Genomic DNA, 15,946 nt, shown 5'->3' with positions numbered 1-15,946 from the left:
CTTCTGGTCAGTTGCGTCCGACAGTTCAGGTCGAAAGGATGGTCACGACAGCAACGGCTGCGTCGTCACCGAGCCAGCCACCACCGTTCTCCGCGAGAGCAGTCCGTGCGCCTTCCCGTTGGCGGTCTCCTGCCCGGCCGCGCAGTTGATCGACGAGTTCGACGATCTGCGCGCACCCGGTCGCGCCGATCGGATGTCCCCGAGAAAGCAACCCGCCACTCGAATTCACCGCGATTCGCCCGTTGATCGCGGTGGCGTTGGTTCGAATCAACATCGACGCTTCGCCCGGTGCGCAGAATCCAAGGTCCTCGTAGAGTCCGAGTTCAGCGGAGGCTGTTGCGTCGTGAACCTCGGCGACATCGATGTCCTGGGGTTCGATTCCGGCTCTCTCGTAGGCTGCGCGAGCAGCGCGAGCGGCAGCGACAGGGCCGGCGACGTCTCCTAAGCCCGAGGTGATTTCCACTGCCCGAACGAACACGGGGGCAATCCCCCGACGACGCGCAGACTCAGCAGACATCACGACTACTGCGGCGGCACCGTCTCCGATCGGGGAGCACATCGGAAGGGTCAGCGGGTCCACCACGGTTCGAGCCGCAAGCACCTCGCCTACAGTCGTGGTCTTACGGAACTGAGCGCGGTGGTTGAGCGATCCCGCCTGACGACTCTTTTCGACGATTCGCGCGAAATCTTCCTGTCCAAGATCGTATTTCGCCATTCTTCGACGAGCTGCGTCAGCATAGATGTCCATGAAGATGCTGCGATTCGTTCGACCGTCCAAGCGTTCGACAAGCGATCCGATATCTCCGACGTCCGTGCCTCCGTTCAAAGCCGCAAACATCGCTGCTTTGTCCGGATAGGACATCTTTTCCGCCCCGACAGCCAGCGCCACTTCGCGGGCACCGGAGGCAACTTCGAGGCATGCCGTTCGAAATGCGGTCGAGCCGGAGGCACATGCATTCTCGACATTCACGATGGCGCGTCCGAGCAGTCCGGTGTCGCGTAGTGCAACCTCACCGCGGATCGAGTGCTGACCACTCATAGCGCCTGCCGTGGAATTGGAATAGGCAACGAACTCGATCTCGTCCACCCCACATCCACTGTCCGCGAGAGCCTCGTCGACAGCCTGACGGCTCAGATCTACCAAAGTCCGTTCCGGGAACATTCCGAAGGATGTCATCCCTACTCCCGCGACGACAACGTCTTCCATAAATGACTCACTCTCCTATTTTTCTGACTCTATAGTCACTGAACGTACATAGCCTGCAATGCAACGTCAAGAGCCGATTTCCGTTCACGTACAACCTTGTTCGTGATGCTTCACCACGTTACTCTGACTTTGAAGTCATCTTTACGACTAGATAGTCACTAACTCTGGAGGCCGTAATGATCCCCCCTTGGACCACCGAGCAGGAGGCCCTGCTTTCATCGTTCGTCCAGTTCTGTCGGGACCGCGTCCGTCCTGCGCTCGAGGCCTCGAAAGAACCCATCGGCGCAAGCCGAGAGCGGTTGCTGCCGCTGCTTCGCGACTTCCTCGGATTCGGCCTCGGCAACGGGCGAGTCCCGGTCCCCGACGGAGGACTCGGCTTGGACGCAGTCACGGCAGGGCTTATCTTCGAAGCCGGGATCGAACATGCCGTCGACGTCACGACACCTGCCTTCATCAACGAGACAGTCGGTCTCGTTCTCGCGCGCCACGCGTCAGCTCCCCTACGCGAGCGCTACCTTTCCCCGCTCATGACGGGCGACAGGATCGGCGCCACAGCGAACACTGAATCGTCCGGCGGTTCAGATGTCCGTCGCACGGCAACACGCGCAACGCGAACCAGTGACGGTTACCACCTGCGCGGCACGAAGGTCTGGATCACCAACGGCCACATCGCCGACTTCACCATCGTGCTCGCCCGGACCGACGACGATGCCCTGGACCTATTCGTAGTCGACAAGGAAACCCACGGCTACGGCGTGACACCCCTGGTCACCAACGGATCGATTACCACCGCCGAACTTTCCTTCGATGTCGAAGTGCCCACAGACCATCGTCTCGACACCCACGGCAAAGGGCTGGGTGCGATGCTCGGCACCTTCCAGGAAGCGCGGGCGCTCGTCGCTCTGAACGCTGTCGGCTTGGGACAAGCAGCCCAATCGGCAGCCCTGCGCTACGCCGATGAGCGGGAACTCTTCGGCGATTCTCTAGCCGGCAAGCAACTCGTACAGGCCAAGCTGGCAGACAACCATGCTGAGATCCAGGCCGCACGCGGGCTCGCATACCAGGCGCTGTCTCTCGTGGATCGAGGTCAGCCATTTGCACTCGCGTCTGCGACCGCCAAACTGTTTGCCACCGAAATGGCCCATCGCGTCGCCGATCGCGCACTCCAGATTCACGGCGCTTACGGCACATCCCCTGATTTTTCTGTCGAAAAGTTGAGCCGACTCATCGCGATGACCCGCATCTACGAGGGTCCGTCCGACCTCCAACGGCTCATCATCGGCAAGTCCCTCACCGGACGCGCAGCTTTCTGATCACCCTCAACCGCAAGGACTCTCCGCATGACACTTCCCCTTTCCGGACTCCGGATCGTGACTGCCGCCGAGCAATACCCCGGGCCGTACGCCACGATGATCCTGGCCGATCTCGGCGCCGAGGTCATCATCGTCGAACGCCCAGGAGCCGGCGATCCGACGCGAGCGTTCCCCTCCTTCCACGCCGCTCTCAATCGCAACAAACGCTCGGTGGCGCTCGACCTCAAGAGCGCCGAAGGCCGCGCGGGATTGCGCCGACTCCTTGGCACTGCGGACGTGTTCATGGAGGGATTTCGCCCAGGAACAATGACTCGTCTCGGTTTCGGTCCGGACGACGTCAGTGCCATCAATTCGCAGACCGTGTATGTCTCGATCACAGGATTCGGGCAGACCGGCCCGAACCGCCTCAGAGCAGCACACGATATCTCGTATCAAGCCTCAGCGGGACTGCTCCATGCGAGAGTGGCCGATCGCGACACTTCCGCGATCGACGAATTGGCTTTGGGAGACCTGTCGTCGGGCACCTTCGCGGTGGTCGGCACGCTCGCTGCCCTCCTCGCCCGGCAACAGACCGGGCGGGGCGCGCATGTCGACGTGTCGATGACCGACGGACTGGTGTCCTGGCTGACTGCGTCACTCGTGCCGTCGTTGAACGATCAGCCGAATCCCGAGCTCGGATCAGCCGAACCCGCCTACGGGCTGTTCGCGTGCGCCGACGGCAAGCTGCTGAGCTTGTCGGTCGCATACGAGGACTGGTTCTGGGAGCCGCTGTGCGACCTCCTCGACATGTCAGATGTCCGTGAGTTACCCCGAGCGGCCAGGATCCGGGGACGCGTGGCTCTACGCGACCGGCTCGAGAACGCGCTGCTTCAACGCACCCGTGACGAGTGGTCCGGCCTGCTGGATGCGGCGGACATCGCCTGGTCTCCCGTCCTGGACATTGCGGAAGTTCAGCAGGACAAGCACTTTCGAGATCGAGATCTGTTTCACGCAGTGCCACTCACCGATGGCACGACGCTGACCTGTGTAGCCCAACCGCTGATGTTCGACGGTGCCAGACCTGGCCCCACACGCGGTACTCCCCAACTCGGGGAGGCGAACCGCGACCTGTTGTAGCCCGCCACTGCTCAGGAGGCGGTCAAGCCGTCGAGCAGCATCCCGGACATCTCGACCGCGAGTTCCGCCGGCGACTGGTCCCGATCCGGGTCGTACCAGCGCGGAATCCAGTTGATGGCTCCCATCACGGTGCGCACGACTAGTAGTGGGTCGAGGGCGGCTTTGAGACTGCCGTCCGCGACTCCCCTCTCGACCATGGTCGAGAGGCTCAGTTCGAATCCGCGCCTGCGCTCGACCGCTTCCTTCCGGTCCGCGGGCCGCAGGGCGTCGACTTCCAGCAGTGCGGCGCAGGCACCCAGGTTCTCCGCAATCCGCTCCAGGTAATACCTGATCGCAAGCCTAAGTTGCTCTGCACCGGTAGTGGCGAATGATGAGTGCTCCATCGCTGCGTCACCGATGTCGAGTGCTTCCTTGTGGCACTCGAACAGAATTTCCTGCTTGTCCCGCACATAGTTGTAGAGCGTGCCCTTGGCGATGTTGAGCGAGCGAGCGACGTCGTCGAGGGACGTGTTGTGGTACCCCTTTCGCCCGAATGCGCGAGAGGCCTCTTTCAAGACAGCCTGGCGTTTGATCTCACGGACCTGCTCACTCGTTTTGTGTTCGTTCTCCCAGCGCGCCATTGCTCGGTGCTCCCCCTTTTGTCCATGCAGACAGTCGGTGTCTGAGACTGCCGTGCCTACAACTGCCGATGCCTACAACCAAACAGATCCATTCGATTGTCATCGGTATGACACCACAGATCAATTCGATGACTGTGATGGCTAATGGAGTGAACATCAAGTATGACGTGTTTCTTCACAGGCGGCAGGGCCCGACTTGACGTCGGGCCCTGCTGCATGGTCACCGCGGTTCAGCTACACACCGGTTCGCCCAATGCGTTGTGAGATCCGTTCGCGATCGTGACAAGTTCGAAGCATCCCAGAGCGACGCGATCGGTTGGGGAGAGTTCTACCGAACCGAACCACGGACCGTCATCCAGGGTGAGCGAATCGTGAGCCTTCATGAGGGTTTCACGGTTCAGATCCTCACCTGCATCTTCGAGAACGGCCGCCAGAATCGTTGCGTTGGCAATGCCCACCATCGTCCACTGATTGGGTTCAACCCGTTCCCCGTACTGACGGACTATGTCGTTGGCCGCCTTGACAACTGGGTCTGCCTCATCTTGATAAGGCCTGACCGACAGGGCGGAAACGACGCCGTCCGCGGCAGCACCGGCATTCGTTGAGACGCTCGAGTCGTATCCGACCGACGACATGAGGGTCGGTACGTTCCAGCCCAACCGTTCTATGGCGAGGAGCCCTTGCGTAGCGAACTTCGGAGCAGACGCGAACAGTAAGACGTCCACTCCCGCTTGACGCAGCGCAGTGATCTGCGTCGAGACATCTGCATCGGTGGTGCCGTAGCCCTCGGAGGCGTAGCGTCCGGCAAACGCAAGGGTCAATGCCGCATCGACCGTCTTACCCGAGTTGTCGTTCTGGTACAGCAGGCCGACCTTGGCTCCGGGATGGATTCTTTCGATGTAGTCGATCCACAGTGCCGATTCCATGCCGTATGTCGGCTGCATGATCGACACGAAGGGCATCGGTGGATCTACGAGTGCGTCCAGGCCGGTGATGGCAAGAAGCGTCGGTATCTCGTCCCGATTGTTGGTTGCAGCAACAGCACTTTGCGTGGCGCCGCCGACTCCTCCGACGACGGCCAGCACTTCGTCGGACTTGACCAGTCTCGACGTCTCGGTCACGGTCTTCGCCGGATCGTACGCATCATCGCGGACGATGAGGTCGATCTTTCGGCCGTGAATTCCACCGTCCGCGTTGACTTTCGCGAAATACGCCTGCATCCCCTTCGCGAAACCGCTGTAGGATGCTCCCGGACCGGTCAACGGAGCGGTCATTCCCAAGCGCACCGTGTCGTCGGTGACACCGACGACACTGGACTCATCCGACCCGCGTGCTTGGCCACACGCAACCAGGGTGAGCGCCGTCGCACACGCGACCAGCACAGTGATTGGCTTCAATTTCTTTCTCCTTCTTCTGATGTTGCGTCGACTGGAATTTGCGCTGGTGCCGCGGGACCTGGAACCAGTGATGCATCGGTGACTGTCGTTCTGCGGTGCCATGTGTGGAACAGGGCACCGAGGCGCTGCGGAAGGCCGGACAGACCCGTCGGCATCAGCAGGAGGACGAGAATCAGCACGATCCCGAAGACGGCCTGCGGGCCGAATGCCACGGAGAATCCCGACCCCACCGGTACGGAGATCTCTTCGAGATGGGTTTGCAGAAGATGTACGGCGCCGGCTCCGATGAATGCACCGACGATGGAACCCGTGCCACCGATGACGACCATGACCAGTAAGTGGATGCCGAGCATCAGACCGAAGCTGTCCGGACTCACGAAACCAACTGCAACGCTGTAGAGACCGCCGGCCAGCCCGGCGAGGAGTGAGCTGACGAGAAAGGCTTGCATCTTTGCGCGTCCTAGGCTGATCCCGATACCGCGAGCTGCGACAGGGCTGTCGTGCATCGCACGGAGACCGAAGCCGACGGGTCCGCGCGCGATATTCCAAGTCAGCACACCGGCCACTATCGCGACGGCCAGAACCAGCAGGTAGAGAAACTGGTCGTCCGTGAGTGCAGGAATCGGTGAGTGCAGCGGCGGAATCGAAATCCCGTGCACCCCGCCGGTGACATCGGCGAAGTACTTGAGCAGGATTGGCGCCACGATCGCGAACGCACCGGTGAGAATCGCCAGATAGACGCCGTCGAACCGCACTGCAACGAGGCCGAGAAGCCATCCGATCAGCCCGGTAACCGCAACCCCTGCCGGGATCGCAGCGAGCACAGGCCATCCATGCTCGCTCGCGAGTATCGCAGTCGTGTACGCGCCGATTCCCAACATCGTTCCCTGGGCAAGGCTCAGCTGACCGCTCAACCCGAGCAGCACGTACAAACCCAATGCTGCGATCCCGAAAATCAAGACCTGCACGAGATCCACTGGTGCAATCAGTGACGGTGCGAGAACAAGAACGAGCAGAGTCGGCAAGGCCGAGGCACGAGCGAGCCCTAGTGCACGCCCGACAGCTACTCCGGCGATACCCGCAGCGACCAGAACGAGCCAACCGGGGATCCACGCCATGCTGTAGAGCACGCCGTAGACCACTGCCGTTGTAGCTGTCCCGGCGACCGCCGCGATGGTTCTGCGATTCGTCAATCGATTCATACCTTGACCACCGGTGCCTTTCCGAACAGCCCGCCTGGTTTGACCACCAGAACGAGAATCAGGGCGAGAAGTGTTACGACAATGCTCAATTCGGTGCCGATGAGCTTGAAACTACTTGCGACTGCGTTCAACAATCCGAGAAGCAGGCCGCACACGACCACCCCAGCTGGACTCGTCATACCGGCGAGGACCAAAGTGGCGAACGAGAACAGAAGCAATGCGTAGGCCGTACTCGGGTCCAGGAGAAGCAGATTCACGGCGAGCATTCCGGCAACCGCACCGACTGCCGACGCCAGACCCCATCCCAGCGAAATGATTCGATGATTGCTGATGCCCATGAGCGAGGAGGCAGTGGGATTGTCGACTACGGCGCGCATCGCCAGACCGACACGTGTCAGGCGGAACAGAGCCGTCAAACAGAGCATCACACACGCTGCTGTGCCCAGAATCCCGATGCTGACCCAGCTGACGCGGGCATCCCCGATCTCGACAGTCCCGGAAGGGAACGGCGACGGGAACGATTTCGGTCCCCCCGGCCACCAGTCTCGTTGGAAGCTGTTGAACATCATGAACAGCCCGATCGTCACGATCATGACAGTGAGTGGGTTGGCCGCGCCCGCAGGCCGGACGAAGATTCGCTCGACCACGACACCGAGCACGAACGAGAAGAGAACCGTCGCAGCGAATCCCAGCCACAGACTCACACCGAAGCTCACGATCAGAGACCAGGCTACGTAAGTACAAAAGACCGCCATCTCCCCCTGAGCGAAGTTGAGCACGCCAGTGGATCGATAGACCATCAGCAACGACAATCCGACGAGTCCGTAGATCACGCCGATCGCCACCCCGTCCACAACGAGTTGCAAGCTCAGATTCATGCCGTTTCTCCCAGATAGATTGCTCGCAGTGACTCGTCCGACCGGATCTCGTCAGCGGTTCCGGAAACACTGATCCGCCCCGACGCCATGACATGCGCGTGCGACGCGATAGACAGCACCGTCGTAATGTCCTGCTCCACAACAAGTACGGTGAGATCTAGGTCCCGACACACTTCCCGCAAGGTGCCGTACACCGCGGCAACAATCTTCGGCGCCAATCCCAGTGATGGTTCGTCCAGAAGCAGCAACTCCGGCTGCGCCATGAGTGCGCGCCCGATCACCAACATCTGTTGCTCGCCGCCGGACAAAGTACGCGCTGTCTGCGATGTTCGGGCAGCAAGCACGGGGTAGTACTCGAGGACACGATCGAGCATCGACCGGTCGACGCGGCGTCGACCGAGGCGATGACTGCCCAAGCGGAGGTTCTCGAGCACCGTGAGGTTGCCGAAAATCTCACGTCCTTCCGGGACTGTTGCGATACCCGCCCGGGCGATTCGCTCAGGAGACAAGGACTCGAGGCGCCGACCTTGCCAGACGACCGATCCGCCAATCGGCCGGACGAGGCCGTTGACAGCTTTGACGATGCTGGACTTTCCAGCGCCGTTGGCGCCGAGCAATGCGACCACTTCGCCTGGCGCACAGGCAAGGTCGACACCATCGACTGCTGCAACAGCGCCGTAGGAGACTGTCACTCCAGTCAGCTCAAGCATGTTCGCCTCCCGCTGGAACGCCGAGGTACGCCTCGATGACCTTTGGATTCGAACGGACTTCGACCGGCGTCCCCTCGGCGATCGGCTTTCCGGCGTCGAGCACGTGAATGCGGTCGCTGATCGACATGACCAGCGGCATGTGATGTTCGACCAGGAGAACCGACACGTCGAGGTCGGTCCGGATCCGTGTGATGGACTCTCCGAGTTCGTCGAGATCGGCATGGGTCAGTCCCGCTGCCGGTTCGTCGAGGAGCAGTAGACGTGGCCTGCCTACCAGTGCTCTGCCGATGTCCACACGCTTCTGCACCCCATAGGGCAGGGCGGTCACCGGAAGATCCAACAAATCTTCGAGACCGAGCCGACGTGCCACGTCCAGGGCAGCGGACCGCGCCGAACCAACGAGCCCGGAACATCGCCTTGCCCAGATGGCACCCGCGAAGAGTCCACACCGCTCGACCGCTTCGTAACCCACGGCCAAGGTTTCCGCGACTGTCATCGAACCGAAAAGCTCGAGTCCCTGATAGGTCCGGCCGATTCCCAGACCCGCGATCGCATGGGCGGGAAGTTCGAGAAGATCCTTGCCCTTGAATCTCACCTGACCTGCCTGCGGATCAACTATCCGCGTAATCACGTTGAACGCAGTCGACTTTCCTGCACCGTTGGGCCCGATGAGCGAAACGATCTCCCCCTCTCCCACCTCGAGGGATAGACCGTCGAGGGCCTTGAGCCCGCCGAAGCGAACTTCGATATCCGACACTTCCAACATTGCCGCTCCAAAATGGCCTCATGGTCAATTACTTGACTTTCAAGTCATCGATTGATGTGATGCACACCATAAAGGTGAAGATTTCTGCTTGTCAATGCCGACCCCACCGTGGCCCGAAACATGAAAAGGACTGGGACAGTGCGCTTTTTTACAACACCACCAATCGAGAACGTCACGTTCGGCGAGGGCGCACTAGAGGCTCTGCCCGAGCGACTCAGATCCATCGGAGGCACCCGGGCGCTCGTCGTCATGTCTGCATCCCTGGCCAGAGGCAGCGTCGGGGAGCGGGTACAGACGGTCTTGGGCGGTGCGGGAACCGGCACCTTCGCCGAAACCCCTCAGCATGTTCCTCGGGAAGCCGTCCTCGCCGCCGCACGGATGGCCAGAGAATGCGGCGCTGACAGCGTGATCAGCGTCGGCGGCGGTACGTCAATCGACTGCGCGAAGGGTGTCGCGATGTGCCTTTCTCAGGGCCTGACCGAGTTGCCCCAATTCGACGCTTATCGCGCACTTCGAACAACGGACGGCGAGGTCATACTTCCAAAAGAGCTCGAATCAGCCATCCCACACGTATCGATTCCTACGACACTGTCTGGCGCCGAGCACACCGACATCGTCGGCATCAGCGATACTCGGACCCACGCCAAACACGTCTTCCGCTTCCGGGCCCTGGCCCCTCGCGCCGTCATCCTCGACCCACACGTAGCTGCCTACACCCCTCCACAACTCTGGGCTGCGTCGGGAATCAGAGCACTGGATCACGCAGTCGAAAGCATCCTGGCCAGCGGGAGCATTCCTTTCGTCGACGCTCTCGCCACGAAGGCGATACGCATGCTCGACGAGCACTTGGCGCACAGCACATTTCATCCCGACGATGCGGCCGCTCGGTCAGCGTGCCTCGAAGCCGCGTGGCTGGCAATCTTCGGAATCACGAACACTGGAGCCGGACTGTCGCACGCAATCGGCCATCAACTCGCGACTCGGTTCAACCTCCTTCACGGAGTGTCGTCGGCGATCATGCTCCCGACGGTAATGGAATTCAACGCCCCCGTGACCCGCGAGAAGCTCGCGCTCATAGCCGCAGCCTTCGGGTGCACCGACGACGGATACGCCTCATCTGCTCCAGAACTTGTCCGTCAGTTCGTCGACCGGCTACCCGTACCCAAACGAATCTCAACGGCAGGAGGCAACCGTTCACACTTCGCCGAGATGGCCTCAGAGATCGCGGGCGACATCTCCTTGGCATCCAACCCCCAACCCGTGACCGAGAGCAGCATCGTCACGCTACTGGAAGCGGCGTGGTGACGATCAAGGGTTGGGTAGCCTGGAACGAGCTTCACCCTGATGAGCTGCGCGTCATTTATCGCATTTTCTTGACCAATTCTGCTCCATGGACGGAATCGTCATAGGATAGGAGGGAGTCGGGCGCACGTCATTGCGCTACACCTACCTATCGCGGCTGCGTCGCGAGTCCCGAGAATCCTTGCAGTCGTGTTTGTTCTCGTGACCGGCGCCTGCCTGGCGACAACGACGACTCCCGGCTCATGTCTTTGTCGAAACGGACTGACAGAAAACCTCTTTCGATCTGCCGGCTTGTTTCATTGCCAATTCATTCAGGAACCCTGCAGATTCAGCGGAAGGCTCGTTCTCGACCGCAAGAAGGTCGTTCAGGGCCTTGGTGAAGACGTGGCTTCGATCTGACAGTCTTCGCTGCACATCCGGTCTCGCCTGCAGTTTCGCGCGGTCGTGGCGCCGGTCCGCTCTTGCTTGCATAGCAAGCGGGGCCGTGCAAGCGACTCCACTCGATCCAGACCCCGTATTCAGCGGCCGAACCGAGCCATCCGTGATCCTGACAAACTGGGGCGGGGTACCCGAGATCGCGCGACCTGATTAGCTCAATCCCAGATTCCACACGGGGTTCGGGCCGGACGGACTGTCCCCTTTCCGATGCAGGTATTCTCATGGCTGAAATCAAGCGAAAGCTGCGCCCCGTCGTGGCAGTGAGTTTCGAAGGCCGCCTGATCACGGATCTGGTAATGAATTCACCACTACTCGCCGACATCGCGCAACGGCTCCCCGAAGAACCCCGTTCGATGAACTAGTTGCTGTCCAAGCGGGGCCGAGATCGCTGGACAGTCTGACATTCATCGAGAGGTGGAGTCAGAGCGTGACGATCGGGAATGCAGGGTGAGGGACGTCGAGAAGTCCGAGTAGTAGTGTAAAGACCTCCGAATCTCTTGTATTTTCCAGCTTTTCGAGACTGGCACCAGTAAGTAGGCCGAGCAGTTCAGGCTTGGTGAACGTGACAGAAAGGTCGACCTTGGCCTCAGTGCGAGGGTTCAGAGTGCGGAAGAACGTCTCCGTTGGAGAGGGTGAGGGGCAGCGTTAGATCGAGATCGGTGAAGCGCCAGTCGATGCGGAACGAGTCCTCGGCCGCGCGTGACCCGTCAACTCGGATCGCGAGGGTATCGAAGAGTTGCTCAATCGTCAGCGCAGTTACCAACCCGGCACTGTTATCCACCGAAATCGGAGCGACTCCGTGGCGCAGTTCTTGGGCACCGGTGAAGTTGAAACCGCGCCACGTCGCATTCTCAGCGCCATAGCCGAGTTGGGTGAAAACGCCGGCCAGAACCTCCTTGGCCGCAGTGTTGTCCAGGTCCGCGAACACCGCGTGCTTGAGCAGTTCGGCGCCGCACCAAGATCGCCCTTCTCGGCGGTCGTGAATCGGACACGGGCCGCCGACCGCAGCCCGCAGCCCGCAGCCCGCAGCCCGCAAAGCCAAGAAGGCTCAGATCATGCCGGCGGTCGCTGGCTGTGCCTCGCCTGACCGCCACATCGACTTGCCGGCGAGGGTTGGACGGTGCAGTGATCGTTCAGATCGCAGCGGCCGGTGTAGTCATGGGCCAGCGGAACCGACCGCGATCCCGTTCACAGACAAGTTATCCCAGGTATGGGCCCAGCTCTGGCCCTTCAGGTAGCCGAAGAAGGGTCATGGTGACGTCTGCGTCGGTGTCGGACGAGACGACCCTCCTTGCCCCATACAACGGCTGGGATCAGGTCAGTTCGGCGCTGGCATTGGGGACCCGGCCTGACCATTCTGACCGGGTCCCGTCGAACGCCACACGTGTTGAGCACACAACGCGAATGGCCAACCACATGTCAGATCCGACCCCTCGATTGAATCCGACCCGTCGAATAGTTTCGGCAAGCATCAGGCAAACACGCAGATCGGACAAAAATCCACCAAACGAACGAGGATGGCCCCTAGCCTCAGAGGAGATCGGGGCGCGATCTCGACAGTGCAGCGGAAGGCCCACCCCCGGCGAATGGACAGCCGGAGGGCAGGCCCTGCGCGGCTGAACTGACCACTCAGAATCGCCGCAGCAAAGAAATGATATCTGATTTTGTTGTTGTGCAAACCTCGCGCCTCAGTGGTTCGCGACCGCTGATCCATGGAGGTTCTGCCCTGGACGGAGAAGGAATTGGATATGGATGTGGAAGAAGAACAGCAAGTGATTACTCACGGAACTTCGCGCTCGAGAGTCCGATATCCACCGGGACCGCCCTGTCGGTGCCACCGTCGCCGGACTTCGAAAGTTGGAACGTCGCCGCGCCCGGGAACGTGCTCGTCGTCTCGACACCTAGCGGCACGATCGCAGCGTGGAACTGGCCCAGCACCGACGGACATGGCTCTCCATGAATACCGGCACCGACGCCCGAGCACTACTCCCGAGACCACAAATTTGTCGCACACTTCATCCCCGCCGGAAACTTCCTGACCGGCAATCGCGAGGACAAGACTCATGACTTCCGATCACCCGCACGATCCTTCACCCGAATCACCAGATCTTCACACTCTGATCCTCGAGGTAGCCGACGACTACGATCACGGCCGAACCTCCCTGCACGCCTTGGTAACCGTCTACGAATCGATCGTCGACACGTACGAGCACGAACAACACGATCGCCACGAAGACCTACGCTGGGCATGGGGGCAGATCGAAATCATGAACGCTCTACGCCACGATGACCCGAGCCGCGCACCGCACGACGAGGACCAAGTGTGCGAAACCATCGATGGGTTCGTGACCACATTCCAGTCGCTCCATTCCGCCTGAGCCATCGCCAATAGTGCTGGCGATCAGCAGGTTCGATAGACCGCAGGTCCCTCGATGATCCGCAAGATTCAAGCCACAGACGGTGTCTGGCTCAACGAGGAGTGACCTATGGACTGCCGTCGACGATGCGTCCTTTGCCGAGCCTACTCGCCTGCAAGGGAACTCGGGGAATGATCTGCACTGACAGGTGCGGGTGCAGCCTGCAGAATGAGCGCAAGACGTCGACGGTGGACCGACTGGATTGTGTATGCGCGCACTCCGCAGGCTGCTGGCGGAACTGTACCCGGAGATGACTGCGTCTAATCTCTGCTGTTCGCAGTGGCAGTCGGCGGCCGAGCGCAGACAGCGACACACATCGACTCAGGAAGGGTGCGTGATTCTCGGGTGTTTTCTGTTGGAAACACCTGCAGTTCGCACCGGTGATGAAAGCGGTGGCGGAATCCACACAGGGTCAGGCCGATGCGGGTGTGTGAAAAACCACTCCCCTCACACCGGCTTTCGCATCAGCGTGGAAGGCCACGCTGCAGCAAACTAATCGAAGTCAGTGCGCAGCGTCGAAGGCGTCGAGGATCTCCGCTTTGACCCGCCCCCGTGGCGCCACGTCGTAGCCGTTCTTGACTGCCCAGTCCCGCACTGCCTGCAACTGCTCTTTCGAGCGCCCTGAACCGGTATCCTTCGCCGTCACATCAGCTTTACTGCCGCCGCGTGCCTTTCCGACCTTCTCGGCCACCTTCACGAAAGGCTCGAAGGCGGCGTTGAACTTGTCGACGTTCGTCGGCCGCAAATCGATCAGATAACCACCCCCCAACACGAGAAGTAGACACGCGTGACCGACGTTGCCACCAGCAGTGGGACGGCACGAGCGCAGCCTCGCGCGCGGCCCATCGAACCGCATCGAGGCCCGATTTCGAACCATCGACCCCGACGACGGCGGGACCATCGACGTACGTGGGGGCTCCTCTGGTGAGTTCGCCCAGCTGGTCTTCACCATCAAGCTGGTCACCTTGATTTCGATAGGGCGAACAGCCTCTGCCCGGGGACATGTTCATGACTCGTTTCACACTCTGGCTGGGCGGCAACTCTGTAGGCGGCAGTGCGATCGCGCACACACCGGGCAGACATCAGCTCTCCCCGAGCCCGATCACGGCGACGCTGAACGAAGAGGTCGATCCGAAAAACGCCAGCCAGCTTCTAACACGTTGAAGCACTTCGCTATCCAGAAGAAGGAGTGACGATAGACATCGACACGATCATCGGCCTACGGGCCTCGCAGTGGGTACCACCAGAACCGGACGGTGACAATGATGCAGCGTTGCCATGGCAACGCTGCCCAGCAGGATTTCCCGCGCGGCAGAACGCCCACGAGATCCGACGACCACTACAGCCGCGTTGCGCTCCTCCGCAACGGCACACAGCGCATCTGCAGCACCCCGGCCGGGAAAACCTCGTCCAGGATGCACCCGAACGATTTCTTCCCCACCGGCCGTAGCAGAAGCAGTATTCGGCGACGTGAGGTCGTCGTCGACATACACCGTCAGTAGGGAACGATCCGGAAACAGACGAGTTGCCATCTCAAATGCTGTCTCGGCACCGCGAGAACCATCCCTACCCACGACCACCGGGCCGTCAGGCAACGCGGCATGCTCGGAAGACACCATCGGTTGGGGGACCACGACGACAGGACGTGTGCTGTAGTGCACGATCGTATCGGACACGCTCCCGATCACAGCGGCAGTTCCCCTGAGCCCCCGGGAACCGATGAGAATCAGATCCGCGTCGACTTCCTCGGCGATCTGCGCGACTCGCAATCCCTCGCCGCCCCACGACTGTTTCGCCAAGGGCGTGGCGTCCCATCCGGCCGCGCGAGCTAATGTTGCCCCCCTGTTGACGAGCCGTTCGGCTTCGCGCATGCCCTCGTTCTCCACCATTTCGGTCAATTCCGTGACGTCACGTGCGCGAGCGAGCAGGCGATTGCGCATCGTGTCGCTGGCAAATGGCGGACTCCACAGGTGGGTGATCCATGCGTGAGCTCCGGGGAACAGCAAGGCGCCGACATCGATCGCGGCATTCGATCCCGGCGAACCGTCATACCCCACAACGACATTCACTGACACCGCAACCTCCTGATTCGGCAACGACGACGAGAATTGTCGCCGGCCACTCGAGAACGACTGCACCGAGCAAAACGACGGATGTGTCCTTCGGATAAAGAAGATCGCCAACGGTCCAGGACACGCTCGCTGCCACGCCGTCGGGGCGATGCAACTAGCGCTTGCGTCCAGCGTGCCCACAACAAGATCCGCCGAAACCCTGCTTGTCCGGACCCACAATCATGTCGTCCTTCATGCGGGCGCCGTATTCACCGCAGAGACCCCACAACCGAGCTCGAGCGCATGACTTGCACCCGAGCAGGTTCTGACGAGTCGTCAGTTCCCTCCAGCTCAGCGGCTGAATATCGAACAGAATGTAGGCCGCAACCCTGAAGATGGTGCAGCGCGGCACCGCAACTGATGCGCGATTGTCGACCGGTGGGATCAGCCGCCGGAAGTAGCCTGCTGCGGTCACCTAAGAGCTTTCAGCTCACTGTCAGAGTTCTCCCATCTCCACGGCTGACTGTTA

General features: G+C 60.9%; 18 protein-coding genes. 7 read left to right on the top strand and 11 right to left on the bottom strand.

The window, feature by feature from the left end; all coding sequences use genetic code 11:
* Positions 1-25: 25 nt before the first annotated feature.
* Complete coding sequence (locus tag G9U53_RS25145; RefSeq protein WP_165639385.1) at positions 26-1,207, bottom strand: thiolase family protein; 1,182 nt, start codon at positions 1,205-1,207, stop codon at positions 26-28.
* A 176-nt stretch (positions 1,208-1,383) separates the two neighbouring features.
* Between G9U53_RS25145 and G9U53_RS25140 the strand changes: the two genes are divergently transcribed.
* On the top strand, positions 1,384-2,520 hold the full coding sequence (locus G9U53_RS25140; protein WP_165639384.1) for an acyl-CoA dehydrogenase family protein: 1,137 nt from the start codon (positions 1,384-1,386) through the stop codon (positions 2,518-2,520).
* 27 nt (positions 2,521-2,547) lie between these two features.
* Positions 2,548-3,636: a CaiB/BaiF CoA-transferase family protein gene (locus G9U53_RS25135; protein WP_165639383.1), complete on the top strand. Its 1,089-nt coding sequence runs from the start codon at positions 2,548-2,550 to the stop codon at positions 3,634-3,636.
* An 11-nt stretch (positions 3,637-3,647) separates the two neighbouring features.
* Here the strand turns inward: G9U53_RS25135 and G9U53_RS25130 are convergent, their stop codons facing one another.
* From G9U53_RS25130 to G9U53_RS25105, 6 genes are all read right to left on the bottom strand, one after another.
* Positions 3,648-4,256 carry a TetR/AcrR family transcriptional regulator gene (locus G9U53_RS25130; protein WP_165639382.1) on the bottom strand — a complete coding sequence of 203 codons (609 nt, stop codon included), beginning with the start codon at positions 4,254-4,256 and terminating at the stop codon, positions 3,648-3,650.
* A 230-nt stretch (positions 4,257-4,486) separates the two neighbouring features.
* Positions 4,487-5,653: an ABC transporter substrate-binding protein gene (locus G9U53_RS25125; RefSeq protein WP_165639381.1), complete on the bottom strand. Its 1,167-nt coding sequence runs from the start codon at positions 5,651-5,653 to the stop codon at positions 4,487-4,489.
* Entirely contained in the window at positions 5,650-6,855 is a 1,206-nt protein-coding gene (locus tag G9U53_RS25120; RefSeq protein WP_207624582.1) for a branched-chain amino acid ABC transporter permease, read from the bottom strand. Before G9U53_RS25120 ends, G9U53_RS25125 begins: the two co-directional genes overlap by 4 nt.
* Positions 6,852-7,733 (bottom strand): branched-chain amino acid ABC transporter permease, encoded by an 882-nt coding sequence (locus G9U53_RS25115; protein ID WP_165639379.1) that lies wholly within the window; start codon positions 7,731-7,733, stop codon positions 6,852-6,854. The genes G9U53_RS25120 and G9U53_RS25115 overlap by 4 nt, the downstream gene beginning before the upstream one ends.
* The gene (locus G9U53_RS25110) at positions 7,730-8,443 is read right to left on the bottom strand and encodes an ABC transporter ATP-binding protein (protein WP_165639378.1); all 714 of its coding nucleotides are present in this window, start codon (positions 8,441-8,443) and stop codon (positions 7,730-7,732) included. The genes G9U53_RS25115 and G9U53_RS25110 overlap by 4 nt, the downstream gene beginning before the upstream one ends.
* Positions 8,436-9,209, bottom strand: a complete 774-nt coding sequence (locus G9U53_RS25105) for an ABC transporter ATP-binding protein (RefSeq protein ID WP_165639377.1) — start codon at positions 9,207-9,209, stop codon at positions 8,436-8,438. The genes G9U53_RS25110 and G9U53_RS25105 overlap by 8 nt, the downstream gene beginning before the upstream one ends.
* Positions 9,210-9,347: 138 nt before the next feature.
* On the opposite strand from G9U53_RS25105, the gene G9U53_RS25100 reads away from it, so the two are divergent.
* A complete protein-coding gene (locus G9U53_RS25100) occupies positions 9,348-10,514 on the top strand; it encodes an iron-containing alcohol dehydrogenase (RefSeq protein ID WP_165639376.1) in 1,167 nt (388 codons plus the stop codon).
* Positions 10,515-11,170: 656 nt separating this feature from the next.
* A complete protein-coding gene (locus G9U53_RS25095; protein ID WP_165639375.1) occupies positions 11,171-11,311 on the top strand; it encodes a hypothetical protein in 141 nt (46 codons plus the stop codon).
* A 224-nt stretch (positions 11,312-11,535) separates the two neighbouring features.
* On the opposite strand, the gene G9U53_RS25085 is transcribed toward G9U53_RS25095, so the two are convergent.
* Positions 11,536-11,991, bottom strand: coding sequence for an alkyl sulfatase dimerization domain-containing protein (locus G9U53_RS25085; RefSeq protein ID WP_165639374.1), 456 nt, complete (start codon positions 11,989-11,991; stop codon positions 11,536-11,538).
* Positions 11,992-12,600: 609 nt separating this feature from the next.
* Between G9U53_RS25085 and G9U53_RS33630 the strand changes: the two genes are divergently transcribed.
* Both G9U53_RS33630 and G9U53_RS25080 read left to right on the top strand, forming a co-directional pair.
* Entirely contained in the window at positions 12,601-12,909 is a 309-nt protein-coding gene (locus G9U53_RS33630; protein WP_242692712.1) for a DUF6188 family protein, read from the top strand.
* Between the two features lie 103 nt (positions 12,910-13,012).
* Entirely contained in the window at positions 13,013-13,327 is a 315-nt protein-coding gene (locus G9U53_RS25080) for a hypothetical protein (protein ID WP_165639373.1), read from the top strand.
* A gap of 541 nt (positions 13,328-13,868) precedes the next feature.
* Here G9U53_RS25080 and G9U53_RS25075 read toward each other — a convergent pair.
* Entirely contained in the window at positions 13,869-14,330 is a 462-nt protein-coding gene (locus G9U53_RS25075; protein WP_347570828.1) for an Lsr2 family protein, read from the bottom strand.
* A 44-nt stretch (positions 14,331-14,374) separates the two neighbouring features.
* On the opposite strand from G9U53_RS25075, the gene G9U53_RS25070 reads away from it, so the two are divergent.
* Positions 14,375-14,530: a hypothetical protein gene (locus G9U53_RS25070; RefSeq protein WP_165639372.1), complete on the top strand. Its 156-nt coding sequence runs from the start codon at positions 14,375-14,377 to the stop codon at positions 14,528-14,530.
* 47 nt (positions 14,531-14,577) lie between these two features.
* Here the strand turns inward: G9U53_RS25070 and G9U53_RS25065 are convergent, their stop codons facing one another.
* Entirely contained in the window at positions 14,578-15,441 is an 864-nt protein-coding gene (locus tag G9U53_RS25065; RefSeq protein WP_165639371.1) for a universal stress protein, read from the bottom strand.
* 151 nt (positions 15,442-15,592) lie between these two features.
* The gene (locus G9U53_RS33335; protein ID WP_207624579.1) at positions 15,593-15,892 is read right to left on the bottom strand and encodes a hypothetical protein; all 300 of its coding nucleotides are present in this window, start codon (positions 15,890-15,892) and stop codon (positions 15,593-15,595) included.
* Between the last annotated feature and the right edge of the window lie 54 nt (positions 15,893-15,946).

It is taken from the genome of Rhodococcus sp. D-46, assembly GCF_011290655.1.
GTDB classification, from domain to species: Bacteria; Actinomycetota; Actinomycetes; order Mycobacteriales; family Mycobacteriaceae; genus Rhodococcus_F; species Rhodococcus_F qingshengii.
The sequence above is the reverse complement of the archived record's forward strand: the minus strand, read 5'-3'. Positions and strand labels throughout refer to the sequence as shown.

Bases quoted from the DNA above. Each gene is read 5' to 3' on its own strand.
- G9U53_RS25145 (WP_165639385.1), bottom strand. From the start codon at position 1,207: ATGGAAGACGTTGTCGTCGCGGGAGTAGGGATGACATCCTTCGGAATG.
- G9U53_RS25140 (WP_165639384.1), top strand. From the start codon at position 1,384: ATGATCCCCCCTTGGACCACCGAGCAGGAGGCCCTGCTTTCATCGTTC.
- G9U53_RS25135 (WP_165639383.1), top strand. From the start codon at position 2,548: ATGACACTTCCCCTTTCCGGACTCCGGATCGTGACTGCCGCCGAGCAA.
- G9U53_RS25130 (WP_165639382.1), bottom strand. From the start codon at position 4,256: ATGGCGCGCTGGGAGAACGAACACAAAACGAGTGAGCAGGTCCGTGAG.
- G9U53_RS25120 (WP_207624582.1), bottom strand. From the start codon at position 6,855: ATGAATCGATTGACGAATCGCAGAACCATCGCGGCGGTCGCCGGGACA.
- G9U53_RS25115 (WP_165639379.1), bottom strand. From the start codon at position 7,733: ATGAATCTGAGCTTGCAACTCGTTGTGGACGGGGTGGCGATCGGCGTG.
- G9U53_RS25110 (WP_165639378.1), bottom strand. From the start codon at position 8,443: ATGCTTGAGCTGACTGGAGTGACAGTCTCCTACGGCGCTGTTGCAGCA.
- G9U53_RS25105 (WP_165639377.1), bottom strand. From the start codon at position 9,209: ATGTTGGAAGTGTCGGATATCGAAGTTCGCTTCGGCGGGCTCAAGGCC.
- G9U53_RS25095 (WP_165639375.1), top strand. From the start codon at position 11,171: ATGGCTGAAATCAAGCGAAAGCTGCGCCCCGTCGTGGCAGTGAGTTTC.
- G9U53_RS33630 (WP_242692712.1), top strand. From the start codon at position 12,601: ATGATATCTGATTTTGTTGTTGTGCAAACCTCGCGCCTCAGTGGTTCG.
- G9U53_RS25080 (WP_165639373.1), top strand. From the start codon at position 13,013: ATGACTTCCGATCACCCGCACGATCCTTCACCCGAATCACCAGATCTT.
- G9U53_RS25070 (WP_165639372.1), top strand. From the start codon at position 14,375: ATGACTCGTTTCACACTCTGGCTGGGCGGCAACTCTGTAGGCGGCAGT.